We start from the raw sequence: 25002 nt of genomic DNA on the forward strand, positions 1-25002 counted from the left end.
CTACTCCGCCAAAAGGTTGAGGGTGCCGAACACCAGCACAGGCGGATCGCCGGCTTTGGTCAGGCGGATTTTGTAGGAGAGGGGCACCACCTCGTAGTCGCCGTCGAGCGCGCTAAAGATGCTGCCGTAAATCGTGACGAGAGCTTGGCCCGTGGCAATGTCGGTCCACACCAAACCGGTTACGTTGTCGTCTGCCTGGGATGTGGCGGTCGCAATGGTGGACGGGTCGCCCGCCGCGTATCGGAACTCGATCGCGACCGTGCATCCCGTGCAGTCTACGGGATCGTCATTTATATCTCGGAAAAGGAGTGTGAATTGCGCCGCGCCGGAACGCGGCACATTGATGTCCATGAGGTACTCACCCGACATCGGTGAAGTCCTCCACGAAGGCGAGCGAGGTGGTCGCGTAGCCGAAGCCGTAATCGGGTCGCAGGTTCTGCCCGATGACAGCCTTGCACTGGACAAGCGGCCAATCGAAATTCAGCGGGGTCGCGTCGGGCCATTCGACCCGGCATGGCGGGGAAATGATGCAAGTCGCCTGCTGGCCGTCGCGGTCAGTAATTCGCTCGATTTTATAGGCGCGGTTGCCGCCCATGCCGAAACGCATACCTGGGGTCAGCCGCGACCCACGCGTGATTGCGATCGTCAGGACTGACGGAGGTGATCCGGATACGCCGACCGTTTCGGCCTCGATCCAAGGTTTGGCGAAGCGCGCGTATGTCGGGAAATACTCGTCGTCGGTAACGATGTCCGAAGGCCACAACACGCCACGACCCGCTGATGGTGCGGGGGCCGTGTCGAGTGAGGGCACCGGCATCAAGAACGGGCGCGCGCCACCTGCCAGATGCGATGACCATGCCTCCCATAGCCGCTTATAGAACGGCTCATCGAGGTCGATCTCGCCAAGCGTTCCTTCCCAACGTCCGCCACCATCGGTTTGGATGGTCGTCTCGACATCGTTGATTGCCGTTCCACCAGATATGACCCGCATCGTCACATCGGCAGACAGGACGCCGGGGTTGAAATGATGGAGCGGAAAAACGAGCATGCCGCGAAGCCTAAGCCCGCGGGGTGCGACCGTTTATAACCCTCAGGGTGCGCTAGTTGCGGTCGAAGGTCGTCACGGAGCTATCAAATGTAAAGGTGCTGCTGTCCCATCTGATGCTCCCGATTGTCATGTTCGTGCTGGCCGACCATGGCGAGACACGGCCATCGCCGACCTGATAGGCGACCTCCAGTTCGATCGGGACATCATCAGGCAGGAATTCGGTTTCGATCGTAACTGAAGGGCCGGGGTCAAGATCACTATATTGGCGCTCAACCCAGATAGGATCGACAATAGCTTTCCACCGGACATACCACGTCAGGTCGTCACGATCGGGGCCATCGGCAACCAATCTAACACGCGAACCGCTGACGCCGGTTTCATAATAAAGCGCGCTGGAGATCGTCGGCGCGCTAAGGGGCGCGGGCGCAACGCGGTCCCCAACGGGGGCAGGATCGCCTTCTTCGGTCGGCGGGTTCCATGCATCGATATTTGGATTTGCCGCCACCCAATCGAAGGACACCCCCAACGTGGTCATGTCTTTCGCCGGAGATGTTATGATTTCTGCCGGTCCAGAATAAAATGTCGCGCCAGCCTCTACGTGGTCGAGCATGATATAGCGCTGCCCCATCACCGACATGCCGCCGTAATTGGTGGTGATCGAACCACGATCCGGTGCGTTCTGTCGCGCCATAAACCGCTTGGCCAATCTACGGGCCTGCGCATGGCTAGGAACCTGGGGTGCAATCGGAGTGCTGTTTTCCTTGCCGCGCTCCGAAATGTCATCCTCGTTACGCCATGGCGTCGTGTCCACGGTCGCATAATCATGCTCGGACGAGATGTAGGTGACGGTCAATTCGTTGTAGAAATCCTCATCCTCGACAAACCCTTGATGCCGCGCATTGACGATTTCAGAGGGGCCGATGGTTACGGTCGGCTCATAAAAGCGTCCAGAAAAGACGATGTAGCGACCAAGTTCGTCCTGCGAGTACCAGCCATCGAAGGTCTTGAGAATTTCGGCGATAACCTGCGCTGGTTCCGCGGTCATGTCGTAGAGGACCGAGCAACGGTAGCGAGGCTCTGTGCCACCGGCTTTCAATGAGACTGGCTCATCGCAGTGATCGGCCGCGTCGACCCAGTATTGCAGCACCGGCGCGATTTGCGTGTCATAATCTACGCCGCGATCCGTCAACAGATAATGAAGGAGGCAGAGTGCTGGATTACCAAGCAGTGGTTCGGCTTTGACCCACGTGTCCGGATCGTAGGCGTCCATTGTCTCGTCGCGCGGATCGAAGAGATATTGCATGTCGAAGACAGCAGATAGAACTACGTTATCGCCTTGGGGGTATACTTCCAGGAAGTCCTTGTCTTTGACGGGCAACTTAAGCAAATACCCGGATGTCACCTCGTCGCCGCGATGCTCCGCAGTCCATATTCCAGACAAACGAGCGGTAACAACAGAGAAGGCTGTCTCGGTTGGTAGACCAAGATTAAATCCGGCTGATACCTTGCGGTCCTTGTAGCGCCCATCTTCCAAGCCATCGACCACCCCGTCTGTGATCGTCACTTTGTCATCATTTAGGTAGGGTTGGACCACAGCATGGCTGCGGCCATCCAAGAAGGCGATGACATCGATAGCTGCGCCGCCGCTGTCAGTTTCGAACAGCACGACTTTGCCGTACACCCGTCGCCGGTTATAGCCCTTAGTCCTGACGGGGGTCGACTCTTTCTTTTGAGTGACCGCGGCATCGGGGGTTGGCATCGAAGGCGCGAAGAGAAGTGCCACAGCATTTGTGACGATCATGCCGATGCCAGACGCGATGAGCGCGGGGTTAGCCGTCAAGACGCCAACAGCCGTTGTCACAACGCCGATGATGGCCCCGACGAACTTACCCACAGCGCCACACCGCTATGACATTGGAAACCGGCAATCGAACTGTCGCCAGGCCCTTAGCGGTCAGGAGTGCCCACTTGTCGCCGGTATAAATACCGCCGATCTCATCCTCACCATGCGGCGTGACGACGCGAACCACGCCAATATCTCCTACTGCCGGCTCAAGCGCCTTCTCAAGGCGGTCGCCGATCCAGTCGCCCCAGACCTCGGAAAGTGGCCGGTCGTGCGTCGAGTAGTCAGCCGGCAGGGGGACGCCGGCCCACCGCGCGGGCCATGCTGAGCAATCATGGACGCCATCCCTCCATGGAGTGCGGGCACCCTCCAGCAGATATTCTGCCAGACTCATAGCGGGCCGAATCTGCGAGTGGTGCCCGCGCTGATACCCGCGACATGGGAGAAGAACTGATCGGTCGGCGACCTCTTCGCCTGATCAGCAGCCGTGAAGAAGGAGAGGCGAGGATTCGACAGGTAAGTGTCAGCACTCGCCATTGAGAGTGTGACCGACCAGTCCCGGCCATTTTCCGACGCCACCGATTCCGTGATTATGACGCCACCAAGGCCCGACCAATGCCATTTGATCGGCCCCTGCTGCTGCCACGCATCATCGAACTCGATTATGCCGATGTTCGCCGCTGCGCCCTTTACGCTCGCGCGATCCTCGTGGGCAAGGCGCAGCGTATGAGGCGACACGCCGGATACTTTCACCTCGATCCGGTCGGCCTCTCCATTAATAAGCTGCTTGAGCGTCGGCACGGATACGAGTTCAGCAGCGCCCCGCCATGAAGCGCCGCCGGCGTCGAGCGCGTCGGCCGCTGTCTCCAACGGCCCGTAACCGCTCCACAGATAGACCGGTGGGTCGCTGAGCAGACGAAAGAGGACTGACGCCCGATAGGTGGCCATTAGGTGGTCCTGAATCGTTGCGCGCGCCGAACAGCGCCGGGAGCATCCTTCATCGACTGCTGGTAGGCTGCCGCCGCGGCTTGTTGAGCTTGGGCGGCGGAGACCGACAATATCCGGCTTTCGAAGCCAGCGGGATTGACGCTGTTGCTGGCGTCGACATGAACTGTTTGCTGAACAATAACATTGCGCGGGGAAGAGGCCGCACCGGCGCCGACCATTCCGCGCGCTGCTGCGCCGGCCAGTTGGTGGTTCGGCGTAACACGCGATCCGCGCGGCAAGTTAACCAGTTCCGGCCCCCTTTCGCCGACGAGCGCCATCCCTCCGGGGGCATATGGCGTACCGCCCGCGAAACCGGGGACGCGAGTTCCGCTCATGTCGAACCTTCCGCCGCCGAAGCCAGAGATGAGCCCAGGGAAGCTGAACGAACTTCCTCCCCCAGTAATGGCTCCGCCTCCACCCCCCCCGCCGCCAAAGATTCCCCCTAGGCCGGAAAGGAGCGAACCGAATATCCCACCGATGCCGCCCCCACCACCGCCAGACGCCCCAGCAAAGGCATTGGCCAGCGGCTTCATGATCACCTGCTGGATGAACATATCGAGGATGCCAGCCAGGAACGGGTCTTTGATACCCAGCTTCTTCGTAAGGGCGTCGCGGATGCCGTCCTGCACATGCTCCAGTTCGTCCACCGCATATTGCTCGACCTGATCGTGTATGTCGGTGTCGTTGAGCTTGCGGCGGTAGCGGCCCAAAGGGCCCTCATATTGTTGGGCAAGCTTGGTATCCTCGTTCGCTTGTTTTGCATCAAGCTTAGCCAAGCCAGCGCGGCCGATATCGCGCTCCTCAGGCTTCTGGCTGTCGCGAAGGCGTTCGAGTTCTGCACGCTCCTGCGACTGCTTTAGCTTGAGGATGCGCTTCTCGATCTCATACTGCTCGCGCCGGTTCGTGGTGATATCCGACTGGCTCTCCAACAGATCTTGAGCACTGCGATTGGCGGCTGTTTCAAGGTCATAGGTGCGCTGGGCCACTTCGGCATCGCGCTCCTGAATGACCTTCGCCGCACGAAGCGCTGCGACCTGATCGTTCAGCGCGACTATTTTTTCCTTCTGAGGCTGGGTGTATCGCTTATCCAACTCGACTTCGGCGTTCGCGGCGAGCCGCGCCGCCTCGATGCGGTCGGTTTCTATCTTCGCACGCTGCTCGGCAGTCTGGGTCTCGTCCGTTTTTAACCGGAGAATTTGATCGTTGAGCGACGCCTCTTCGCGAGCGAACGCCTCAGGACTGAGAGGTGACTTCGCGCCAGCCTTTTTCTTGGCTTTGTCGCCCGTTGATGGCACTTTGAACTTAGATAGACCTGTGGCAGCATCACGAAGCGGATTTCCGCGCATGATGCGGGCCATCTCCGCGTCTGTGTTTTTCTGATCGATGCGGCCTCTAGCGTCACGCACATATTGCGCGGCGCTGGTCTGACTCATGAAATCGTCATAGCCCTTTCGGAACGAGCCGCCCGTTGCAGCGGAATACAGGCCACGGCCAAAGGCTTGGGGTTTGCGCCAAAGGCCGGTTACAGCATCCACGCCCGTTGCAGCGCCTTCTGGCGTGATCTTGGCCGCCTTAGGGGTGTGGGTCTCGATATAAGCGAGTGTGCTGCGGATTTCCTGAAGCAGGGCTAGAAAAGGCGAAACCGCCTCGTAAAGACCGTTGAACTGCTCTCGGGTCGATATGCCGAAACGCTCTGCGGCGCGCTCCATGTCGCCAAAGCCGTCAGCCCCATCGGTCACGAAGTTGGCCAGTGCGGTGGAGAACTGGCCGCCGCGATCGAACGCAGAGAAGGTCACGAGCGCCGCATTGTAGACCTTCGTCATCGCGTCATCGAAGGTGACGGGTAATTCTTTGAATTCAGCGTCAATGCTGGCAGTGAATTTCGTGTCCGTTAAGGCCCGAAGCAATTTATCAGAGGTGAGCTTACCCTCTTCGCCAAGCTTTTTAATCTGCCCGATCGGTTGCCCCATCGCATCCGCCAGCAGCCGGGCAAGACGGGGCGATGCCTCAAGGATGCTGTTAAGTTCGTCGCCACGCAGCGCGCCAGATGCGAGCGCCTGACCGAATTGCAGGGTCGCAGACGCAGCCGAATTTGCGTCCGCGCCACTGATCTTCAGCGTCTTTGAAAATGTCTCGGTAGCGCGCGCAGCTTCGGCTTGAGAGCCACCTAGCTCCTTGGCGCCGCGTACAAAATTGGCATAGAGAGACGCTGTTTCGGAAAGCCCTGATCGCGTCTCATCGGCAATACGACGAACGTCTTCTTGAGCTTGGCCGAACGACCCGAACCCAGATGTCGCCAGTTTCAACGTCGCATCGAGCTTCTTTGCCTCATCCGCGATCTTCAGGAAGCTTTGGGCAATAGCTATTGCGGAAACGCCGGCCATAGCCCCCTTGATCGCGTTCATGGATGAGCCGACCAACATTTGCGCGCGGGTTGCTGCGCCGCCGACCCGCTCGAACCCGGTCGTCATACGGCCTTCCAGGCGGACGATCGATCCCTCTTGCAGCTTCAGGCTGGCGTCTACGCGACGCGCTGTCTGCTGCATATCGGCGTTGTACTTGGCTACATCCGCGCGAAGCTGGAGGATTACGGGGTCGATTTCCGGCATGCCGCCATGCTACGGTGGCCCGCATATGGGGTTTATAACCGTCAGGCTGCCAAATCTTGGAGGATAGATGCTCGGTTTATTGACATTGCTCATCGCAGGTGCCGCTGCGCCTCCGACGCTTGCATCCGAGAAGGGCAAGATCATCCTTTATCGGGGATCGTCGCTCGGGGGCGCTGCGATAGCTTGCCCCATCCGATACAAAGGCGAGCAGATCATTGAGTTGGGTCGCGGAAAATATGCCGAATGGCATGTCCCGGCAGGCAGCTACATCTTGACCAACAAAACTGCGAGCATCGAGGTCAACGTTGCCGCTGGTCAGACAAAATATGTTCGGTGCCAGATCAAGGCGGGGATAATGTCGGGTAGGGCCGATCTTCAAATTGTCGATCAGGAAAGTTTCGCCGCGCATTCAGTCGATTATGAGCGGAAGGATGTTTCAGCCCAGGTTCTGAGCGGGCCACATCCCGAATAGGGCGACCCGACAACCACGCTGTGGATAGGGCGCACGACTATAAAACTACGGCAATGCCGTAATTAAACCTTGACTTGAATACGGCAATGCCGTACATCTCATGCATGCACACGGTAGTTGAAACCCCGGAATATCTCACTGCTGCCAAGAAGGCGGGAATGAGCGACGCCGAGCGCGACGCTGCCGTTTCGGTTCTGGCGGAGAATCCCGAAGCTGGCGAGATCATCCCCGGCACCGGAGGCTGTCGCAAGGTTAGGATTGCTAAGGAAGGTCGGGGCAAGTCGGCAGGGTATAGGATCATCACCTATTACACGAGCGAGGTGAACCCCGTATTTTTGATGACCGTGATTTCCAAGGGCAAGCAAGCCAATCTCACCGAAGCCCAAAAGAACGATCTACGGAAAGGAAAGTGAAAATGGACACTCAGGATTTCGCCAGTCTCAAGCGCGCTATGGCTCAGGTCGAGGCATATGAGGGCGGAGACCGCAAGGGCTTCGTCACACATGAGCCGGTCGACGTTAAGGCCGTCCGGGCCGCCACCAAAAAGTCACAGCAGGCTTTCGCCGAGACCTATCATCTGCCAGTCGGCACGGTACGTGATTGGGAGCAGGGCCGCCGTCAGCCAGACGCGCCGGCACGGGCGCTGCTGACCATCATCCAGGCTGATCCCGCTGTCGCCGAAAGGCTCTTAGCGAAGGCCTAACCCCGATGCGCGTCCACAAACCGCCGCAGCCGGTCGATATCCTTGACGCCTTTCTCCTGGCCCCCGCCGCTATTGGCATCGTTATGCGCCTCTAGCGCCTCGAAATACCCAGATAGCGACAGCCGCTCCCAATTAAGGTGCATGCCGCCGCAGTTGGCGATCACCTGTCCTTTTCGGATGGGTTCGGGGTTTCGACTTCGCTTTCCGCTGACTGCTTTTTTTTTAGCACGACGCCGTTGATCGCTGCGTTGAGGATCGCCCATGCAATGTGCATACCTTCGATCAGCGGGCGTGCGGGATAGACGTTGGCCGTTACCAGCTCGCCGGCGGTCTGTGGACCAACCTCGATCTCGTCGCCATCCACCAAACCGGAAGCGCCGCCGATCAGACCTTGCATGATGATGTTTCGGATGTCCCCGACGAGCGCCGTTGCCCCGCCGACATAGACAGCGCCATCATCCGTTATACCGAGGCCGGCACTGATGGCGTCGTACATCGCGAAGATGGAACGGGGGTAACCTTCATGCCGGTGCGCAGCAGGGCCGCGCTCGATAGCCACGACCTGCGGCAGCGGGAGCCAGAAGCGATATCGGCCGCCCGCGAAATCCAGATCGACGGCAGTCTCCATTAAAGCGTGACGCCCGAATTCTGGACGTTGACCTTGAGGACGCTCGCCGATGTCGCGATGCCAATCAGAATGCTATTCTCGCCTGTCCCAACGTCCGCGACGGGGCAGATGCCGCCCGGCGTGTCCGAGAGATAATAGGCGACGCCGGGGGCCAGTGTGGCCCCGATCGCGATAGGTCCCTTGGTATGGACGGCGAGCGGCTGGTTGAGCGCGGCAGCGTGAAGCGCGAGGCCATCCACGGCGCGAGCGGCTGCAACACCGGAATTGCTGTCCGAGAGCAGGTATTTCTGCGTCACCTTGTCCAGATAGACGGCCTGGCCAGCCGTAATGGCCGCGCCAGCGAGGCCATTGGTTCCGCTCGCGCCGGTGCCTGCAATAACATTCGCGGCGGTGATGCTTAAATCGGCCATGTCATCTACCCTTTATGCTGCGGTCCAGATCAGATTGTCCTGGCCTTCCAGCGTGATTTCCAGCGTGGAGCCTTCCGCATTTTGGTCAGAAGTCTGGTTCTGGGTCGTCATCATGGCCGTGCCCGCATAGGTCCCGAGCAGTTCCCCGGCGTCAGTATCGTCGTCGCGATACAATTCGACCTCATAATCCTTGAGAACGCCCAAAGCGCCGGAATACGTGGCCTCCATGTCGATGTTCTGCACGCCACTGCCGGAAATTTGCCAGCTATTGCCGGTAGCGCGAAGTTTGCGCTGGCCAGGCCTCCCTGGCTTGGCGCAGTCGCGGCGATAGCGCTCCGACATGTTGGCGCTGCGATTGATCGTAACCGATTCGATACCACACAGCTGAGCGAATACAGCGGGCGGGCCGTCTGCGGTCTTGATTTTGATCAGCGCGAAATCGGCTTCGGTTGGAAAGCTCACAGCAATATCTCCAGCATCGTTTGCCAGAGATTAGGGGTGGTCACTCCGCTGGTTTATAACCCTCAGGCCCATCGATCACGTGGAACCGGTTGCGGCGCTGCTCAGCCTGCCAGTCAGATATCTCAGGCGCATTTGCCTCGATAATGATGCAGCGCATGGCATGGGCCGCCTCCTCGTCCCCCGCCTTATCCAACCGATCCGCGGCATCCGCGATATCGTCAGGATCGATGGCTTCAGTTCGGATCATCTGAGCAAGGAACGCGCGCAACATGCGCTCGGAAAGCGGAGTGTCCATTCGCTGGGCATATCAGCCCCGCTGTGCTCTCGCTAATATATTCGCAACGCCATGGTAGGCGTCCCGCTCTGCGCCATCTTGCATGAGGCGCGAAGACCTGACGGACAGTTTGTAAACGACGCCTGCAACCGTGTACCGATGATTGTGAAGCGCATCGACCACAGCGCTGTTGATGCGTGCGCAATGATCGCGGGCAGTTTCTATCGCTCGCTTCTTCGGATCATCATCGACGTAGCGCGGCTTGGCGAACGAATGGACCATGAAGGTCACATCCGATCGAGTCGTGCATCCGCGCCCTTGGGGAATAGCTTGCGTCCCGTCGAGCCGGGTGAAGGGCCATTCCGGGTTTTCCGCATTGGGCTCGATAGATGCCTTAGCCACGATCGCCAACAGGGGCGCATTGGCTTTCAGGGTGATGATCGTCGCGCGCTCGGTCTCGCGCAAAAGGTCGCCGGACATGCTCAGTCCCTCGTTCTGGAGTGGCGAACCGCGGTGGCCACAGCCTGCTTTACGAGCTGCTCAGCTTCCTTGCGCTTGGCGTCGCGGGCCGGCCCCATGTACGGGCGAGCGGCCATTTTGGACGTGCCGAACTCCAGCGGGGCAGCATATGGGGCGTTACTGCTCACCTCGACCAGCAGTAGCTCTTTTTGGACCGTCTCGATATTATTCGCCAGCAGGTGCGTGTCAGCGTTCGGCGCATCGCCAGGCTTGGACGCGACATGCTTTTTGCCCGACACCGCGCCTGCCGTGATGCTGATCTGCGCTTCGACTTGGATCAATTCGCCCGCAGCAAACAGCGCTTTGCCCACATAGCGGGCCATGTCAGGACCCGCGAGCTTGCGCAGTCGGCCGACATGCGCCTTCGCGCCAATCATGCGAGAACGGGCCACTACGCCGCCCTCCCGCGTAGTTCCCGTCCGGCCGCCACCGTATCCATGCCGACGAACTCGATCGACCAGATTGCGGCAAACGGCCCCTCCAGTATCTCGATCTTGTCGGCCGTGGTGACCCCGCCCTCCAGTGTCGCGGCGAGCACGATGATGCGCCGGTCCTTTTCCGCGAAGCCTTCCTGTAAGCGCATGGCCTCAGACACGGCGTCCACCTGGGCCATGCAGTCGCGGCGAACGGGCTCGCCGGTGCCCGGAATAATACTCCCGCCGTCGTCATATTCCAGTTCGCCCTGCGTGATGATCTGCGCCGGCCAAAATGGGCCGCCAAAGGCCGCGGAGAAGGCGAGGCCGATATCGGCAAAGGCAGCAGCCATGTCCATCAGGCGCATCCGACCAGATAGGGGCCGCCAAACAGACGGCGCTGGATCGCCGCAAGCTGCTGACCGTAGGGCGTTGATCTAAGATCACCCTTAGCGCGCGATGCAATGACGCTATCGGATATTGTAGCGCTGAACGTCGCCGATTTGAAGCTGGTCGCCCCGGTAGCAATTACGCCTGCCACTGCCCCCATGCCGATAGTCTGAAGTGCGAGATAATGAGCCGTCTGCAACTCCGTCGCGCGCTGCTGATAACTGCCATAGCGGTCGGTGATGTCCACTTCCGCCTCCGCAGCCCATGCGGCATAAGACGGTTCAGCAAGCGTCGTGAACGCTGCGTATTTCGCCTTGAAGTCAGCGAGGGGCAGGCGGGTGTAGGGCAAGTTCAGTCCTTACAAAAAGGGCCGCCGCTTCATCAGCAGGCGGCCCGTCTCCCCGGAGAGGTTAAATCAAACCTTGGCAGGCTCGGCCTTTGCGGCGCTGAACTTGAACCAGCCCGTACCCTTTGCCGCTTCGTATTCGGCCTCGGTCAGCGAAACGGGGTCATCTGTCGAATCGCCGGCCGCCAGAACGCCTGGAGGGATGCTGTTCAGGACCTTGGGGCCGTTGGTGATGTTGATGACCACGTGCTTGACGATCTTCTGCTCGGCCATGGCTTAAATCCCATCAAGATAGCGGAACGCGCCGGTGCGCAGCACCTCTACTCCGCCGGTGCGGAATACACCGGGGACTTCGAAGTTCATCGGGCCGTCCTGATAGACAGGCAGGAAGCGGTGAGGCATCGGGAGGTGCAGCTTCACCACATCCTGACGGTTGGCATATGCGACCATGCGCCGCGTACTGCTTGCGCCAGCCGTATCGAGACCGAGAACACCACGGATGGTCAACTGCTGCCCGGTCATCTGCGTGTAGATGTTGGTGCGCAGGATGAACGATAGGATCGTTTCACTGTTCGTGGCGGACATGGGGGTCGCACCCAGATAGCTGATGATGCTGTAAGGCAGCAACAGCGTATCGGCCATTTCGACAGTGAGCGAACCGGTGAAGATGCCGGTCAGCACCGAGTTGATGTCACGGATGATCTGGGTCGGCGTTTTGGTGGCGTTACCGCCGGTGTCGAACCATGTGGTGACCGAACCGGTGCCATCAGCAGGCGCGTTGCCCGTGGTGACGCCCGACTGGTTGCCCAGACCGAGCAGGTTCTTGGTCGTGTCGCCGGTGAGGGTGACGTTCCACATGAACTCGGTATAGGCGCGGCGCGCGGATTCCGCCTTTGCAGTCCCGAGCGGGATGCCAAGCAACTGAGCCTGGCCTACCTCTTCGCTGTCATAGCCGTAGCCGACCGCCGCCATGTGAACCTGCACCTGGCTCTTGTCCATCGTGACATCGGCCTTGGGCACGTCCTTGGCAGCGCCGGAATACCATCCCGCCTTGCCAACCGAACTGGACAGGAACGTGATGATGCCGGGCGTCCATTCAGGGGCCGACGTGTCGACATAAACGAGGCGGCCGAAATCGAGGTCCGGGAACTTGGTCGCATAGACCTGCGCGTTGATCGAATAGGCCTGACTGACCACGAAGCCGAACTGAGCCTGCTGCGCGTCGTTGAAACTGGTGTGCATGTTCATTGCTCAAGCCCCCTTAAGACGGCACGCGGCGCAGCCGCACTTTGAAGATCGCGTTATTGCCGCTGGCGGCACTGTCCGCCTCTGCGCCGGGAACCGCGTAGATTGCCCCCGCGACCGAAGCTGTGGTCCATTTGCCATTTGCGCTGTCCCAATTGAGAGCAGCCCCTACGGCGATTGCGGCACCCGCGAGGCCCCAATAAACGCCTTCATCGGCAACCGGCACATTGTCATATTGGCCGTAGCTGTCAGCGTTGGTTGCCGTGATGACATGATGTGCAATAGCGATGCCGAGGAACTCGCCCGAAGTAAGCGGCGTGCAACTTGCGTCACCATTGCGCTGCACCGGTGCGCCGAACGCGATGGTCGCGGTCGCGGTGCGGGTCGGCGCATTGAAATTCTCCATATTCGCTGACATGCCGGGGAAGCCGGCAGGCTGGAACTGCGTGTAAGCGGTCTGCAAAGCCATGTTCTAGCCCTCCCTTATGCCGCGCTCTTGGTGCGCCAGGCGTTGAAATCGTTCGCGTCGTTGAAAGCCTTCGCTTCGACCGCAGCGGCGTCACCGATGACCTGAGGCGCACCCAAAGGCTGCACCGCCTGATCCGCGACCTTCACATCCTTGGTCAGCGTCTCGAACGCGATCTTGATGTGGTCGCCGGTATAGGTGTTGCCGGGCATCTGCTTGTCCACCACCGCCTTCATGATGGACGCTTCGTCCATCGCGTCGGTCACAGCCACGCCTACAGCCTTGGCCTTGCCTTCGATGACAGCAAACGCCTTTCCGGCGTCACGAAGCTGCTGGAGGGTTGGCTTGGCCGCAGCCAGATCGGCGGTGAGCTTGGCAATCTCCGCGTCCTTGGCGACGATTGAGGCGGCGTCAGTGACGGCCTGGGCCTCTGCGGTGGTCAGCTTGGCGCTGAAACCATCGCGCGCGGCGATTAGCGTCTGGATGGTGGCCATTGCCGTATCGGCGTTGGACACGTCGACGGTCAGCCCGTCGATCAACATGGTCTTCACGGGCTTCTCCTGAGTAAAGGCGTCGATGAGGTTGGAGGGGAGGGAATCACAGAGGGCGAACCCGTCTTTGATCGCGCATTCCGAACCAGCGCGGCCACGATCGACCAGAGCGACATGGTTGCCGGAGATGGAAGTTTGGCGGGCCTGGCACCTGGTGCCGTCTGCCGCTTGAAAATCGCCAAATTCGAGTTCGGCGCTGTAGCCGTTGCTCAGTTCACGTTTGCCGGCGTCCACCTTGCGAATAGCCTCGGCGTCAGTCAGCAAAAGATCGAAAGCGAGATAGCCACCTTCCTCCCACTTCGCGCCCATGACAGTCCCTCGCGCATGATCGCGCCAGTTCTGCGAGGTTACAGCGGCCTTCGGGTGGTCGTCCGTGACTGGCTTTCCGATGAAGCTGCGCGCCGCCTTCGGATCAAACACTGTCGCCGCATCCCGCAGAACGTGGACGACTGCGGTATCGCGCAGGCCGTGCTTATTTTCGGGGTCAACCTCACGGCCGCTATATTCGTAAACGCCGGTGCGCGCGACTTTGGCGCGAACAGCCATATAACCGTCGCTGGTGCGGCGGGGAGCGTCTAGCGTGAGGGCATCGGAGAACAACATGCCCCGCACGATAGGCAGGGCGAGGGGGCGGGTTTATAACCCTCAGGGATTAGCTGAAGAGCAATCTTGGGATGATTTTCGGCATGTCGGCGTCAGCTAAACGATGTCGTCCGTCTTAAATCCCAGATAGTGCATGCCCCTGATGAGTCCGCCCAGAACTTCACGCGCACCCTCTTCGTCCAACCTAACGGTGGGCCCTAGCCCGGCATGTTCTTCGCCGACGTTCCCGATCCGAAGCGATAAATGATGTTCTCCAGAAGGCCGAAAAATTTCAACCTGACGCTGCGACCCAGCATCATTGCGGCCATCGCAAGGGTGCATACTGTCAGTAAAGAAAAGGGTGCCCATACGTTTTCCTTTTAACGAATTTGCCTTACCCAGACGAGTTCGGTTTTAACTTAATTAGTCGAACCGCACCACCGCCTGCGATCGGCACCCACAAAACGGCAGCCGCCCCGGCAAATCCTTGGGCGCTGTCTCGTCGGTATATTCCTTCCCGTCGCGCGCGGCATGCTCGGGCCGGTAGTGCAGCTTATGGCTAGACCGCCATTTCCACGTATCAATCCCCGCTTCCCGCCGGCGCTCTTCCGCCAATGAACTAGTGAGCTTCGATAGCTGGTCGCTGGCAATGCGCGTTGCCCGTGCCCGCCCCATATCCACACCCTCCCGGATCGTCTTGGCGACCTCGCGCGCGGGCGTGCGATTGCGCAGGCCGTCGAACACCGCGCTGCTGATCCGCTGCCGGGCCTGATCCGACACGTCACGGATAAGCGCCGTGTTCCACTCCAGCGTTGTTTCGAGGCTGGCCCGCACGTCCTCCGCGCCAAGCATCGTGGAGAGATCGACGCCGGTTGCAGCCAGCACAGCACCCCGCCACTTGCCGCGATACCATTGCTCGGCTCGCAGCACCCAATCACGCAGATCGGGCGTCAGCAACAAGATTAGCCGGTTGATCGCCTCGGCCGCGCTGCTGATCTCACCCCGCACATCGGCGGGGCTGTCCTGCGTCAATTCAGATAGGCTGCGCTCATAGGCGGCATCGATGCGGGGTAGCGCATTGGACCATGCCGTGATGACGGGCAGATAGCAGGCACGAAACAGGTTCGTCGCGAGGGTCGCGGGCGGGATGATGTCGCGCAGGACTATGGCGTTGCGGCGGATGTTCCGCTGGCGACGAGCGAGGGCGGCGAGGTTGAAGCGGGACATTATTCTTCCTCGCAGTTGCCGGCCTTCATAAGATCGTCAGGGTCAAACCCATGCGCCCGCATGGTTGCAGCCATTGCCCGCATATGGTGTGCTGCTAGCCCCACTGTCACCGATGAGGCGTGGAAATTTTCATCTGCAAGTATCTGGGCTTCGCGATCTAATAGCGTGACAAGGGCGTTAACCTTGATGAGGTTTCTCATTCCTCGCCCGCCTTCTTGTCATCCGCAGCACGGCGGGCGGGCACGCCACTTCCAGACTGCCCGCCACGACCGGCTAGACGTTCTGGATCACCTCCCTCCGACTGGATTGCAGATGGATCATCGTCGCCTCCATCATCCTCGGGGCGGATGCCGTACCGCTCCGCCTCCGGGATTTCTGCCAATGCCTGATCGAGACCGGGCATATATTCACGCTCGCTCATGAGGTTTTGCAGCCCCTTGGCGAATGCCTCATCTGGAATTGCGCCCGTGGCTTGGAGCTTCTCGACCGCCTGCATGGTGGCGAAGAATGTGTCTGCCTCTTCCTTCTCGCTTGGCGTGGAGAGCGGGGCAAAGCGCCAGGTCACATCATCTGGGTTTACCCCGGCAGAGTGGAGTAGGAACGGGTCCAACTGTTCCAGGCACGGGCCGACTTCCAGCTTTTGGCCAGACACAATCGCGCGGTTGTGGTTATCCATGTCGTGCTGGCCGGTAGCGTTCATGCCAGCCGGCGAGCGACCCATAAGGCGGGTGAACGGAATATCTGAAACCGCAGACACGCGCTGGTCAAATGCGTCCATCATCGCCGGGATGCCGGCCCACGTGACTTGATAGTCATCGATCTTTTCGCCGCCTACATCCGCGCTTGGTGACGAGCGGTAAACGGTAGCGTTCAAACTGCTTTCGCCGGTCGCTATCAACGCGACGCGCGCGTTCAGTTGCTCCGGGTCAAGGTCGGTAAGGTCGGGGATGCCGATGCGCAGCAGCTTGGCTTTGCGCACCAGCGCCGCGAACCACGCCTGGGTTTCATCGGAGCGGGTGACTTCGGTATAGACCCGCAGCAGCCGGCTATCACCCCAGAACGCCTCTTCCTCGGACACCGCATGGCCGGCGGGAAGACGAGGGCCACGGAAGCATATGACCCGGCTGGGGTGGATCATTTGGGCATGGGCCTCGCCGCCGTTCATCTGCCACATGGACGGCTCGCCGTATCGAGGCGATGCTAGGTCCCTGATCCAGTCCTTGCCGGTGATCTGCCAGCGCGAGACGACATTGATCGCCACGATGCCGCCGGGCGCGACCTGTTCGGGCCGCAACTCGTCGGCGTGATTTCCCGCGGTGACGATGATTAGCGCGCCCCCACCGATGCCGCGCAGGGTTTCAGCCTCTTGGACCTTACCGATGAGGCCAAGCCTCTTCTCTTCGGCCTCGATCGCGGTGATGGCCTTGGCTTCGGCCTGCCAGTCCCGCCATTCACGGACACGATCTTCTGCCGGGATCGCGATCACCTTCCGCATCATGCCAGACGACATGTAGGCAGCGATGGCAAGCTGATGGGTAAAGACGCCCGCGAGGGCAGTTTCGACGCCGCCACGATTGAACGGGTTCAGGCGCGACGCCAGATCGATCGCGCCTCGGAGACTGTCGGTGATCCACGCCATGATGGGGAAGGTAGGGCGCAGGGGGCAGGCGGTTTATAACCCTCAGGATAGGAGGGATGCGGTGGAATGCTGGCCCTTGCCGAGCATCAACTCCGTCAAGGCCCACACCAGCGCGTCTGCGCGGTCGGGTGAGCCTTCGCCTACGTAGCCGGATGGAGTCATAGCGCACATCTGATCTTCCATCGCTGAAAATGCGCCGACGTGCGAAACCCGGCCTTGCTCGTAAAGCGCCGATATAGGTTCAGCCCGAGCCACCTTGCCGCGCGACGCTGTGACGACCTTGACGGGCAACGTCTTATCCTGTGCCTTGATGACCGCCTCGACCATTGCGCCGCCGAAATTGCGCTCGGCTATGATGCGGTCTGCCCGATGTAACGAAAAGACCTCGCGGACGCGCCGTCCCCACCCATCGGGGGACAGGTTGCACGAATGGTCGTCCAGCACATACCCTCGCCCGTCTATACCGATGCCTGCCGCCACTATGCCGATGTCATCGCCTACACTGTCGCTGCCGGCGCCAGAGGTGCCCGAGGGGTCGACCGCGATCACGATCCGCTGCAATTGCGGTGCCTGCTTAATCCGCTCGGCGTCGATCATGTCTCGCGTCCATAGGGCGCCGGGCACATCATCCAACATTTCGGCATTGAGCTCTTGGCGGCCGAGCCTGGTGCCGGCGTATTTTTCCACGACCGCTTTCATGAAGGCTGCGGGAAGGTTGCCCGCATTATCCATGGTGGAACCGCGCGTAATCGCAGTCGTCGGGTCGTTTATGATTTCCCGCAGCACAGGGATCGGCCGCGGTGTGGTCGTCACAAAAACGCGGGGATCATCGCCGCTGCGCATGGTGAATTGCAGCATGTCCCAAGTTTCGCGAGCATAGCGATATTTCGCAAGTTCATCGACCCATGCGGTATCAAACTCAGGGCCGCGCAACTGGTCTGGTTCGGTGCCGTTATAACCCAGAGCCTGCGCCCCGTTCGGCCACGTGATGCGGACTGGCTTGTACCGGACAGATGGCAATTCATCCGGCGGGCTGATCTTGAGCAGGCGAGCAACCATCACCTCCTCAAGATCCTTTTGCGTTTCGGCGATTAACGCGATCTGTCGCGCGCCCGCCTTCACCCGCTCACGAATCCATTGTGCCCCGGCTTCCGTTTTACCGAAGCCGCGCCCAGCAAGCGCTAGCCATGTCCGCCAATCGCCCGCCGGTGCCATCTGGTTGGGTCGCGCATGAAATGACCAGCGCCATTTAAGCTCTGCCTTCGCCTCAGTGCTGAGTGTCGCCAGGAACGCTTGGCGCTCCTCCGGCGGAAGCAAGGCGAGCAATTGCGCTTTCGAAAGCATCTGCATCTGATTTTACCTGATCGTATTGGATGGGGCCGCCGTCTTTGCCCGTGTGTTCAACGCGATCTTTGAACATGCCAAGATGTCGGCCAATCGCCTCTAGCGCCGCGCGCTTGTCGTGCAGCTTGACCTTCAGTGCGCCGTCCTTGGTCTGGCTTATTTCCGAGATGCAGGCTGCTGTGTCATCGTCCAGATCGTCGCTGTCGAATAGCTGGACGAAGTTCGCAACGCTGATGGTAACATCACCAGACTCCTCAGCTCCCTCCATGTCCATTTTGGGGAGATTGCCCGTCCAACGTAGGAGTTTGCGCATGTCTGCGAAGCCAATCTTGGCCAGCTCCGCTAACACGCGATCTTGCGTGATTTCGGTGCGCGTGGATCTCCGCTGCTGAGCCTCCATGATGGCATGAGAGACGCTAACATTCGCTAACAGGCGCGATGCCTGCTCATTGGCCGTCTTCGCACTGTAGCCCGCCCGTATGGCAGCTTGGGTCGCATTAAGGTCGATCAGATACTCCTCGACAAACCGCTGTTGCTTCGGTGTCATCCCCTCCGCCCCCGCACAGGCTTCGACAAAACCGTCTGCACGACATCGCCAACAAGCCGCAGCCGCGCACCATTGCCCATCTTCACGGTATCGCATCCGAACTGGACCGCGACATCAACGGCGGGCGACATCATCTCAGCACGGACGGCTTCGATGTCGACGCCCCGCACACGCTCCAGATAGCGCAGGACGGCGTGATCGCTGATGTAGGTCATATATCCACCTTCCGCTTACTCACCAAAGTCTGCCCCAGCACATACCGCCGTTTGCGATTGCCCGGCGCCCCATTCGGCCATTTCGTGGCCTTGAGATAAAGTCGCCTCGCTTCGTACAATTCCTGATGCCCCTCTTCGGTGACCCAGCGGCGCAGCACCCGATAGTTCGTGCAATAATGCTCGCGCAGTTCATCGCCGAAACCCATGGCGATGTAATTATCCCTGAAGTCCGCGGGCTTCGGACGATAGGCTGCTGTCTCACCGGGTGGGGGCATCAGCGATCCTTTCCGGGTGGAACGCCATCCTCACCCCCTACCTTCCGACATGATTGAAGTACCGGTCATGCTGGGTCGTCCAGCGCCAGCAACGCCTCACATGCGGCGATAACCGCCGCGCGCATGATGAAGGGGATACCATCGGCCAACGACATTCCCGTGCCTGGCTCATCCCCACAAGCCTCGGTATAGGCAGCGTTAAAAGCGGAAATCGCGGCATCAATAACCTGCGTCCTGCGGTCTGCGCGTCCATCACTCACCCGATCGTCCTCCAATAATATTCCGCCCATTCATCGCCCACCCCAAGCCGCTTAGCCTCGTCCGCTGCCTCTGCACGGGTGCGGGGAGAGCGGAGGAGGAAGCATATAAATTCGGTGAGCATTTCATATCGCCGCGATCCGGCTGGTCCGGTAATCGAACTGGACCTGAGCTGACGAGACTTCGCCGGGCAGCCCCATGCGAACCTTCACCACAGCAAGATCGGCCTGGTTCACCTCTCGATCGGGGCGATGATAGACCAGACCGTAATCAGCCTTGTTCGCCCAATGCGCGCTATCCGAAATGTCATAGAGACTGGGGAGTGCGTTCGTACCTTTGATCGGCTTCGTGGGATGGGCGACTATCCAGAATGAAACATTATATTGCCGGATAAAGGCTTTGATGCGGCGGAGCGCGCGACCGATATATTCGGTCACCGTTTCATCGCGACCGCGCTTGTGTTCGATCTCGTTCCACGGATCGAGTATGACGACCTTACAGCCATCGCGGATGACAGCAATGCGAGCGGTATCGAGGAAACTGTCGATCGAGAATTCCAGATCCTCATCCAGGGAATTGGAGATAACCTTCACCATTTTGTTGACGTGGGCATAAGCATCGCGCCGCTGGGGGTGATTATAGAATTCCGAGGGTGGGCAGCCTATCAGCGCCTTGGTGATGCCATCGAGCAGGATCGGGCGCGTCTGGGTCTCAAAGCTCGCTATGCACACTGGCACGTCATGTGCCGCGCAATGAGCGATCATCGTGTTTAGGACAGTCGACTTGCCCATGTTGCTGTAGCCAGTGAAAACCGTAAGTGTGCCCAGCACGATCTCCAGCTTGCCGCTTAGGGCGTCTATGCCCGTCTCCATCCCCTTGACCGGCGGCTGATCGGGGAAGTCAAAAAAGTCGTGAAGGCCCTGCACCGGGAATGGTTTCGCGGCTTCGATCATCTTGACCACAGCCTGCCAGCCATGCGTCAGGAAAACCTCGTTGAGGTCTTTCGAACCTTCGGGATATTCGAGGAAGCGGCACCTCTCAGGGCCAAGAATCGAGGCGAGGTCATGGGCCAAAACCTGCCCTGGGCCGTCACTGTCCGTCGCGAGGATGAATTCCTTCACGCCCTCCAGATCGGATTTGCTTTCCCACAGGAAGCGATAGCGGTTGCTGTTCACCGGGTCATCGATCCGTTCTGACGGCGCACCGTTGGGCACCGAGACCACCGAATGAAACCCGCACTCCATGGCAATCAGCGCATCGAATTCACCTTCCGTGATGATAACCGATCCGCCCTTGGCTACGTGCGGGGAGCGCAGGCATTCTGCGTTCCACAGGCAAAGTGTTCCGCCCGTGTCCATCTGGTGCTGCTTTTCGGAAGTCAGGCGATACTTGCGATTCACCAACCGGCCGTCGAGGCGATACGGGAAGACAAGCCAGTTTCCCCGGCTGTCCTGCTTGGTAGTCAGCCCGGCCGCTTCCGCCGTATCGGATTGGATGCCGCGAGCCGCCAGCCACTCCTTGTGCCGTTCGTGCAGGGCCGGTGCCACCCTTGTATCCGCAGTTGAAGCAGTTCCAGACATATCCGTCATCGGTCAAACTCACTGAAAGGCAGGGGTCTTTTTTGTTGCGGCGGGTGTGGGAGCATTCGGGGCAAAGCTGCTTCCCGGCTTTTTTCGGCTGCCAGATCATATCGGGATCCTCGGCTGGTGGTGGTTGCTGCCTTTGCGCAGAACGCCTTCGATGAAGGCAACCGGGTCCACGGCACGCTCGGATTGAGCCGTAGTGATCGCGGCGATGACTGCCGGTTTCTTATGCTGGCTAACCCACTTGCCGATCAGGCTGGCTTTGGATGGTCCGAGATAGGACTTTGCGCTGTCCCAAAAGACCTTGTCAGGATCGGCCGTTGGCCCGTTATCTTTAGATAACGGAACATCTGTTTCTGTATCTGTCTCTGGGGCTGTTTCAGCATCCGTTTCAGGCTGTTTCTTGGAACGTTGCCTGAAACGTTTCACTCTGTCGGTTGAAACGTCGGACTTGTACTGCCGACTATCCCATTTATGGGGTTTCAGTCCCGTTTCAGTTTCGGCCAAGAGGCCGGCAGTGACGAGGCGCGACACCAGCTTTTCGGCCTTTTTTGGGTCTAGGCGAAGAGCGAATCCGATATCTGCAACCGGCGGCAGGATGCCATCGTCTTTGGCCGTAAGGCACAGGATATTGACCCAGCCTTTAAAGTCGTCGCCTGACAAACGTTGGACTTTTGGATCATCCAGCACTTCGGCGTACATGCGGAACCACTGGCTCATGCGTTCTCCAACATGTGTGCGGTGATGAGGAGGGCACATTGCTCGTCATCAATTAGTTCATGGGTGTGGCAATCGAGGATGAAGCTTTTGCGCTCCAAATCCGTATCGAGTTTTCCAAGGATGTATTGGATACCCATCATCTCGGCGCAGCGTTCAAGGATGCCGGGGAGGATATCGCTGATCGGACGGGCCATCAGAACGGCTCCATCTCGGTAATGGTCACTTCGACCGAGCCGCCTTTCACGGGTTCGCCGCGCGACAGGGTGAGTCCGAAATGATAATCGTCCAGGCCGATCGTCTCGCTGATGGCGTCAATGCCTTGCTTGAAACTGGCGAGCATATTGTCGAGATCGCGCCGCCGACGATCCGGCGGGCAAAAGCGCAGCGTGAGGTGTGCCGCGTCGACCGTGATAGCGCGTAGGCCGCCAGTCCGGCACAAGAGCATGCAATCGGCCTTGTAGGCTTTCGCTGCCCCCTGTTTACGCCGCCAAGCGCCCGGTGAGGCTGCGTTAGGCCGCAGGGCGGACGGAGGCCATGGGAGGTCAACGCGCATGGGTAAACCTCCCCAACCCATCCCGCCGCGCAGGAAAGGCTTGTCCAGCAGCCCGGCGCATTTTCGCGCGCCAGTGTTCGCGGATCGCGTCGAAAGCGAGCTTGCACTCGGCATGGCTGCGGCGGAGGATGAACTCGGTCATCGCGCCTGCGGCCCCATCTGCGCCGCGATCCGATGGAATCGTAACGTGCAGGCATTCTCCGTCTTGCCTAGGATGAGGCCAATGCTGGCGAGCGTCTGGCCCTCCGAAACGCCGTCCATAAGGATCGCGTCTTCGTCGTCAGTCCATCCAGCAGCCGGCGCGACTTCGATTTCGCCGGCAGTGCGCTTGCCTGTTTGGCAAATGGTGACGATCCGACTGCGGCGGGCGCGCTTAACGGTGATCAGCCCCATGGCCTCGATCAGGCTGACAACCTCCGATGCCTTTTGCGGGGTCGCGTAGCCAATCATGTCGGCAAGGTCTCGGTTGGTCGGGCATTTCCGCCCTCCGTCAGCCGCATCGCGCAGGATATCAAAGCACCGCTGATGCTTGTTCTGCATTGCGATCTGATGCGCCCGAAGTTCGCGCTTCCCCTCTTGGGCTGGGGCTGGGGCGGTCATGCTGCGGCTCCGAACAGAGAGCCTTGGCGCTGGGCGTCCTCGATGCGGCGACAGGCGTTAGCGAAATGCTTTTCGTCGCACTCGATGCCGACGAATTTTCGCTTCATCTGGGCGGCGGCGACGCCCGTGGTACCCGAGCCCATGAACGGGTCCAAAATGCAGAATGCGTCAGGCAGGCGCTCAATGAAGTGAGCCATAAGCCATTCCGGTTTCTGGTGCGGGTGCAGGCGGCCTTTGCTTTCCCAAGACACAACGACAGGCCCGGTCAGAACACCTTCACCGCGGCGGCCTGACCAGCCGTTTCCGCATATGTAAGCTAGTTCAAAGCTCGGCTTCCATGGGAGGGACAGGTCCCCCATGCCGAATGCCGGCCCCTTGCTCCAAATAACGCAAGCTCGGGTCTTAGCGACCGGAGGCGTTTTCCAAGTCCCGAAGTAGACCCCGGGCAGGTCATTGGCCCAGTCGACCACAGCGTCGCGGGCAGCGGTAGTACCGTCGTTTGCGATCTGCGTTCGTGCCCACGACGCTCCATAATTGCTAGAATGCGATATGCCGTAGGGGGGGTCAGTGACGACAGCATCAATGCCGCTGAGCGTGGGTAGAATCTCCCGGCAATCCCCCAGATAGAGTTCGGCGTTACCGATCACTTCTTTTCTCATGAGCGCCTCCGATTGTTGGAGCAGCCGCGCGAGCAAAAGCGATTATGGCCGCGTTTAATGTCTTTCAGCTTCCGCCAAAATTCCGTGCCGCAGGTTTCACAAGCGAAGTGGGAGCCAGTGCGTAACGCAGCCGCGATCTTCGCTTTGTGCGCCTCCGTCATCCGATATCCGGCGAACCCTTCACCCCCGTCACATAGATTGAGGAGGTCGACGTGCTCAGCACGATAAGCAGCGATCCAGTGCCGTTCACGAGCGATCCAGTCTCCACCCGGCGGAACATACTCAATCAATCTGATGGCGAGACGGCTGCCAGATGCCAATCTCTTCCGAATCCAATAGTTGACCGGACGGGTTGCACCGCGCTTTGCTGCCCGAATGTGCGCTTTGTGACGCTCATGCAGATATTGAACTGTCTTGCCGATGTAACGTGGCCGCCAGCTAGGGTACTCACACAGCGCATAGATTGCCGTGAAACGATCAGTCGCGTTCCCGATGGTTTCGACCCGGCTCATGCTGCGGCTCCGACGAACAGGTCATCTTGGCCAGCTTTCCGATTGCGCGTCGCTCGCGCGTTAATGGCATGGTGGCCAGCGTCCATGCGCAGATGGCAGCGCTGACACATTGCCTTCAGGTTATCGTCGCCGCAGTTTTCAGGGACGTGATCCAAGTGCGCAGTCGTGAGAACGACGTTGCTGCCAGTCATAGGGTTAGGCTTGCCGTGTTCAGCAGCGCACCGACCATCATGATCAATGCCGCATTCGCCGTCACATTCGCAGCGGCCTTCAGCTCGCTCAAAGCGGATGCGTTGGCTGATTGCCTTCCAATCCTTGGGATAGCGCGCGCGGTTTTCTGGAGATATTGGCATCACTGCCCCCCATGGCTGGAAATAGGCAGGATCGTGGCGATCAGTGCGTCAGCAGCTTCCCGGCAGGCAGGCATTTCGCTATGGTCAATGCGACCGTCAGCCGCAGCGGTGGCGATGACGGAGAGCTTGGCCAGCGCGTTCGCCGCCATCATGGTTGGCTGCAAATCGCCTTCTGCCTCCAGGGGGCGAGCGGTAAAGCCCATGAGCGCGGCCATCGAATTGACGGCATGTTCGCCCAGCGCCCAGCAGATGGACATGGCATCGGCCATCGCGACCCGGCGTTGCTTGCCCGTATCCATTGAAACGATCGCGTCGATCTGGTGGATGTTGACGCCGCTGTCCGCCGCGAGCTGGGCGCGCGTGGTTTCGCGCAGGATGTTGATGGCCCGGTCATATTCCTTGCGGAGCATGTTCCTGACGCGTTCGTCCGAAATGAGCGGCGAAGATGGGACAGAATTACCGGCGAGCGTCATGCATCTAGCCTTTCATGAACATCGTGAAACATATCGGCACGCGCCCCGGAGGGGATCACAGGACGCGTGCCGTCACGAGCAGCGGAGAGAGGGCTG

The 25002-nt window shown here is 59.8% G+C and carries 40 protein-coding genes; 3 read left to right on the top strand and 37 right to left on the bottom strand.

Annotated features, from left to right (window positions below):
- From WG907_RS04310 to WG907_RS04335, 6 genes are read right to left on the bottom strand one after another with little or no spacing between them, the layout of a single operon-like run.
- Window positions 1-369, bottom strand: coding sequence for a hypothetical protein (locus WG907_RS04310; protein ID WP_340231377.1), 369 nt, complete (start codon window positions 367-369; stop codon window positions 1-3).
- Complete coding sequence (locus WG907_RS04315; protein WP_340231378.1) at window positions 359-1048, bottom strand: hypothetical protein; 690 nt, start codon at window positions 1046-1048, stop codon at window positions 359-361. The genes WG907_RS04310 and WG907_RS04315 overlap by 11 nt, the downstream gene beginning before the upstream one ends.
- Before the next feature lie 52 nt (window positions 1049-1100).
- Window positions 1101-2942 (bottom strand): phage tail protein, encoded by a 1842-nt coding sequence (locus tag WG907_RS04320; RefSeq protein ID WP_340231379.1) that lies wholly within the window; start codon window positions 2940-2942, stop codon window positions 1101-1103.
- Window positions 2935-3285, bottom strand: coding sequence for a hypothetical protein (locus tag WG907_RS04325; RefSeq protein ID WP_340231380.1), 351 nt, complete (start codon window positions 3283-3285; stop codon window positions 2935-2937). The genes WG907_RS04320 and WG907_RS04325 overlap by 8 nt, the downstream gene beginning before the upstream one ends.
- Window positions 3282-3839 (bottom strand): hypothetical protein, encoded by a 558-nt coding sequence (locus WG907_RS04330; protein WP_340231381.1) that lies wholly within the window; start codon window positions 3837-3839, stop codon window positions 3282-3284. The genes WG907_RS04325 and WG907_RS04330 overlap by 4 nt, the downstream gene beginning before the upstream one ends.
- Entirely contained in the window at window positions 3839-6487 is a 2649-nt protein-coding gene (locus tag WG907_RS04335; RefSeq protein WP_340231382.1) for a tape measure protein, read from the bottom strand. The genes WG907_RS04330 and WG907_RS04335 overlap by 1 nt, the downstream gene beginning before the upstream one ends.
- A gap of 67 nt (window positions 6488-6554) precedes the next feature.
- Here WG907_RS04335 and WG907_RS18180 point away from each other — a divergent pair, with 67 nt between their 5' ends.
- The 3 genes from WG907_RS18180 (at window position 6555) to relB (ending at window position 7662) form a co-directional block, all read left to right on the top strand.
- Window positions 6555-6959 carry a DUF2846 domain-containing protein gene (locus WG907_RS18180; RefSeq protein ID WP_445326760.1) on the top strand — a complete coding sequence of 135 codons (405 nt, stop codon included), beginning with the start codon at window positions 6555-6557 and terminating at the stop codon, window positions 6957-6959.
- A gap of 104 nt (window positions 6960-7063) precedes the next feature.
- A complete protein-coding gene (locus WG907_RS04345; RefSeq protein WP_340231834.1) occupies window positions 7064-7372 on the top strand; it encodes a type II toxin-antitoxin system RelE/ParE family toxin in 309 nt (102 codons plus the stop codon).
- A gap of 2 nt (window positions 7373-7374) precedes the next feature.
- Window positions 7375-7662, top strand: coding sequence for a type II toxin-antitoxin system RelB family anti-toxin transcriptional regulator (relB, locus tag WG907_RS04350; RefSeq protein ID WP_340231384.1), 288 nt, complete (start codon window positions 7375-7377; stop codon window positions 7660-7662).
- On the opposite strand, the gene WG907_RS04355 is transcribed toward relB, so the two are convergent.
- The 31 genes from WG907_RS04355 to WG907_RS04505 form a co-directional block, all read right to left on the bottom strand.
- The gene (locus WG907_RS04355; protein ID WP_340231385.1) at window positions 7659-7826 is read right to left on the bottom strand and encodes a hypothetical protein; all 168 of its coding nucleotides are present in this window, start codon (window positions 7824-7826) and stop codon (window positions 7659-7661) included. The two genes, relB and WG907_RS04355, sit on opposite strands and share 4 nt — an antisense overlap.
- Window positions 7823-8221, bottom strand: coding sequence for a hypothetical protein (locus WG907_RS04360; protein WP_340231386.1), 399 nt, complete (start codon window positions 8219-8221; stop codon window positions 7823-7825). The genes WG907_RS04355 and WG907_RS04360 overlap by 4 nt, the downstream gene beginning before the upstream one ends.
- Window positions 8222-8289: 68 nt before the next feature.
- Window positions 8290-8700, bottom strand: a complete 411-nt coding sequence (locus WG907_RS04365; RefSeq protein ID WP_340231387.1) for a hypothetical protein — start codon at window positions 8698-8700, stop codon at window positions 8290-8292.
- Window positions 8701-8712: 12 nt separating this feature from the next.
- Window positions 8713-9162, bottom strand: a complete 450-nt coding sequence (locus WG907_RS04370) for a phage tail tube protein (RefSeq protein ID WP_340231388.1) — start codon at window positions 9160-9162, stop codon at window positions 8713-8715.
- Between the two features lie 40 nt (window positions 9163-9202).
- Window positions 9203-9457, bottom strand: coding sequence for a hypothetical protein (locus WG907_RS04375; protein WP_340231389.1), 255 nt, complete (start codon window positions 9455-9457; stop codon window positions 9203-9205).
- Between the two features lie 12 nt (window positions 9458-9469).
- Window positions 9470-9916, bottom strand: coding sequence for a hypothetical protein (locus tag WG907_RS04380; protein WP_340231390.1), 447 nt, complete (start codon window positions 9914-9916; stop codon window positions 9470-9472).
- A 2-nt stretch (window positions 9917-9918) separates the two neighbouring features.
- Window positions 9919-10347 carry an HK97-gp10 family putative phage morphogenesis protein gene (locus WG907_RS04385; protein ID WP_340231391.1) on the bottom strand — a complete coding sequence of 143 codons (429 nt, stop codon included), beginning with the start codon at window positions 10345-10347 and terminating at the stop codon, window positions 9919-9921.
- On the bottom strand, window positions 10347-10727 hold the full coding sequence (locus WG907_RS04390) for a hypothetical protein (RefSeq protein WP_340231392.1): 381 nt from the start codon (window positions 10725-10727) through the stop codon (window positions 10347-10349). The genes WG907_RS04385 and WG907_RS04390 overlap by 1 nt, the downstream gene beginning before the upstream one ends.
- The gene (locus tag WG907_RS04395) at window positions 10727-11107 is read right to left on the bottom strand and encodes a DUF4054 domain-containing protein (RefSeq protein ID WP_340231393.1); all 381 of its coding nucleotides are present in this window, start codon (window positions 11105-11107) and stop codon (window positions 10727-10729) included. The genes WG907_RS04390 and WG907_RS04395 overlap by 1 nt, the downstream gene beginning before the upstream one ends.
- 66 nt (window positions 11108-11173) lie before the next feature.
- Window positions 11174-11377: a hypothetical protein gene (locus WG907_RS04400; RefSeq protein ID WP_340231394.1), complete on the bottom strand. Its 204-nt coding sequence runs from the start codon at window positions 11375-11377 to the stop codon at window positions 11174-11176.
- A gap of 3 nt (window positions 11378-11380) precedes the next feature.
- The gene (locus WG907_RS04405; protein ID WP_340231395.1) at window positions 11381-12352 is read right to left on the bottom strand and encodes a DUF2184 domain-containing protein; all 972 of its coding nucleotides are present in this window, start codon (window positions 12350-12352) and stop codon (window positions 11381-11383) included.
- Window positions 12353-12365: 13 nt separating this feature from the next.
- Window positions 12366-12818, bottom strand: coding sequence for a structural cement protein Gp24 (locus WG907_RS04410; RefSeq protein ID WP_340231397.1), 453 nt, complete (start codon window positions 12816-12818; stop codon window positions 12366-12368).
- Between the two features lie 14 nt (window positions 12819-12832).
- The gene (locus tag WG907_RS04415; protein ID WP_340231399.1) at window positions 12833-13969 is read right to left on the bottom strand and encodes a DUF2213 domain-containing protein; all 1137 of its coding nucleotides are present in this window, start codon (window positions 13967-13969) and stop codon (window positions 12833-12835) included.
- A 402-nt stretch (window positions 13970-14371) separates the two neighbouring features.
- Complete coding sequence (locus tag WG907_RS04420; protein ID WP_340231400.1) at window positions 14372-15175, bottom strand: phage minor head protein; 804 nt, start codon at window positions 15173-15175, stop codon at window positions 14372-14374.
- Window positions 15175-15375: a hypothetical protein gene (locus tag WG907_RS04425; protein WP_340231402.1), complete on the bottom strand. Its 201-nt coding sequence runs from the start codon at window positions 15373-15375 to the stop codon at window positions 15175-15177. The genes WG907_RS04420 and WG907_RS04425 overlap by 1 nt, the downstream gene beginning before the upstream one ends.
- Window positions 15372-16814: a phage portal protein gene (locus WG907_RS04430; RefSeq protein WP_340231403.1), complete on the bottom strand. Its 1443-nt coding sequence runs from the start codon at window positions 16812-16814 to the stop codon at window positions 15372-15374. Before WG907_RS04430 ends, WG907_RS04425 begins: the two co-directional genes overlap by 4 nt.
- Before the next feature lie 42 nt (window positions 16815-16856).
- On the bottom strand, window positions 16857-18164 hold the full coding sequence (locus WG907_RS04435; protein ID WP_340231404.1) for a DNA-packaging protein: 1308 nt from the start codon (window positions 18162-18164) through the stop codon (window positions 16857-16859).
- Window positions 18082-18705, bottom strand: a complete 624-nt coding sequence (locus tag WG907_RS04440) for a terminase small subunit (RefSeq protein WP_340231405.1) — start codon at window positions 18703-18705, stop codon at window positions 18082-18084. Before WG907_RS04440 ends, WG907_RS04435 begins: the two co-directional genes overlap by 83 nt.
- The gene (locus tag WG907_RS04445; RefSeq protein ID WP_340231406.1) at window positions 18702-18920 is read right to left on the bottom strand and encodes a hypothetical protein; all 219 of its coding nucleotides are present in this window, start codon (window positions 18918-18920) and stop codon (window positions 18702-18704) included. The genes WG907_RS04440 and WG907_RS04445 overlap by 4 nt, the downstream gene beginning before the upstream one ends.
- Window positions 18917-19195, bottom strand: coding sequence for a hypothetical protein (locus WG907_RS04450; protein ID WP_340231407.1), 279 nt, complete (start codon window positions 19193-19195; stop codon window positions 18917-18919). Before WG907_RS04450 ends, WG907_RS04445 begins: the two co-directional genes overlap by 4 nt.
- Window positions 19196-19260: 65 nt before the next feature.
- The gene (locus tag WG907_RS04455) at window positions 19261-19470 is read right to left on the bottom strand and encodes a hypothetical protein (protein WP_340231408.1); all 210 of its coding nucleotides are present in this window, start codon (window positions 19468-19470) and stop codon (window positions 19261-19263) included.
- A 108-nt stretch (window positions 19471-19578) separates the two neighbouring features.
- The gene (locus WG907_RS04460; protein WP_340231409.1) at window positions 19579-21042 is read right to left on the bottom strand and encodes a toprim domain-containing protein; all 1464 of its coding nucleotides are present in this window, start codon (window positions 21040-21042) and stop codon (window positions 19579-19581) included.
- A 96-nt stretch (window positions 21043-21138) separates the two neighbouring features.
- Window positions 21139-21756, bottom strand: coding sequence for a hypothetical protein (locus WG907_RS04465; protein ID WP_340231410.1), 618 nt, complete (start codon window positions 21754-21756; stop codon window positions 21139-21141).
- A complete protein-coding gene (locus WG907_RS04470; protein WP_340231412.1) occupies window positions 21753-21950 on the bottom strand; it encodes a hypothetical protein in 198 nt (65 codons plus the stop codon). Before WG907_RS04470 ends, WG907_RS04465 begins: the two co-directional genes overlap by 4 nt.
- Entirely contained in the window at window positions 21950-22201 is a 252-nt protein-coding gene (locus WG907_RS04475) for a RusA family crossover junction endodeoxyribonuclease (RefSeq protein ID WP_340231414.1), read from the bottom strand. Before WG907_RS04475 ends, WG907_RS04470 begins: the two co-directional genes overlap by 1 nt.
- Window positions 22202-22298: 97 nt before the next feature.
- Window positions 22299-22451, bottom strand: coding sequence for a hypothetical protein (locus tag WG907_RS04480; protein ID WP_340231415.1), 153 nt, complete (start codon window positions 22449-22451; stop codon window positions 22299-22301).
- Window positions 22448-22909, bottom strand: a complete 462-nt coding sequence (locus WG907_RS04485; RefSeq protein ID WP_340231416.1) for an SANT/Myb-like DNA-binding domain-containing protein — start codon at window positions 22907-22909, stop codon at window positions 22448-22450. The genes WG907_RS04480 and WG907_RS04485 overlap by 4 nt, the downstream gene beginning before the upstream one ends.
- Complete coding sequence (locus WG907_RS04490; RefSeq protein ID WP_340231417.1) at window positions 22906-23568, bottom strand: DNA-methyltransferase; 663 nt, start codon at window positions 23566-23568, stop codon at window positions 22906-22908. Before WG907_RS04490 ends, WG907_RS04485 begins: the two co-directional genes overlap by 4 nt.
- Window positions 23565-24080 (bottom strand): GIY-YIG nuclease family protein, encoded by a 516-nt coding sequence (locus WG907_RS04495; RefSeq protein WP_340231418.1) that lies wholly within the window; start codon window positions 24078-24080, stop codon window positions 23565-23567. Before WG907_RS04495 ends, WG907_RS04490 begins: the two co-directional genes overlap by 4 nt.
- Window positions 24077-24433, bottom strand: coding sequence for a hypothetical protein (locus WG907_RS04500; RefSeq protein WP_340231420.1), 357 nt, complete (start codon window positions 24431-24433; stop codon window positions 24077-24079). Before WG907_RS04500 ends, WG907_RS04495 begins: the two co-directional genes overlap by 4 nt.
- A complete protein-coding gene (locus WG907_RS04505; RefSeq protein ID WP_340231422.1) occupies window positions 24433-24906 on the bottom strand; it encodes a hypothetical protein in 474 nt (157 codons plus the stop codon). Before WG907_RS04505 ends, WG907_RS04500 begins: the two co-directional genes overlap by 1 nt.
- Between the last annotated feature and the right edge of the window lie 96 nt (window positions 24907-25002).

This window comes from Sphingobium fluminis (assembly GCF_037723805.1).
Taxonomy (GTDB): Bacteria; Pseudomonadota; Alphaproteobacteria; order Sphingomonadales; family Sphingomonadaceae; genus Sphingobium.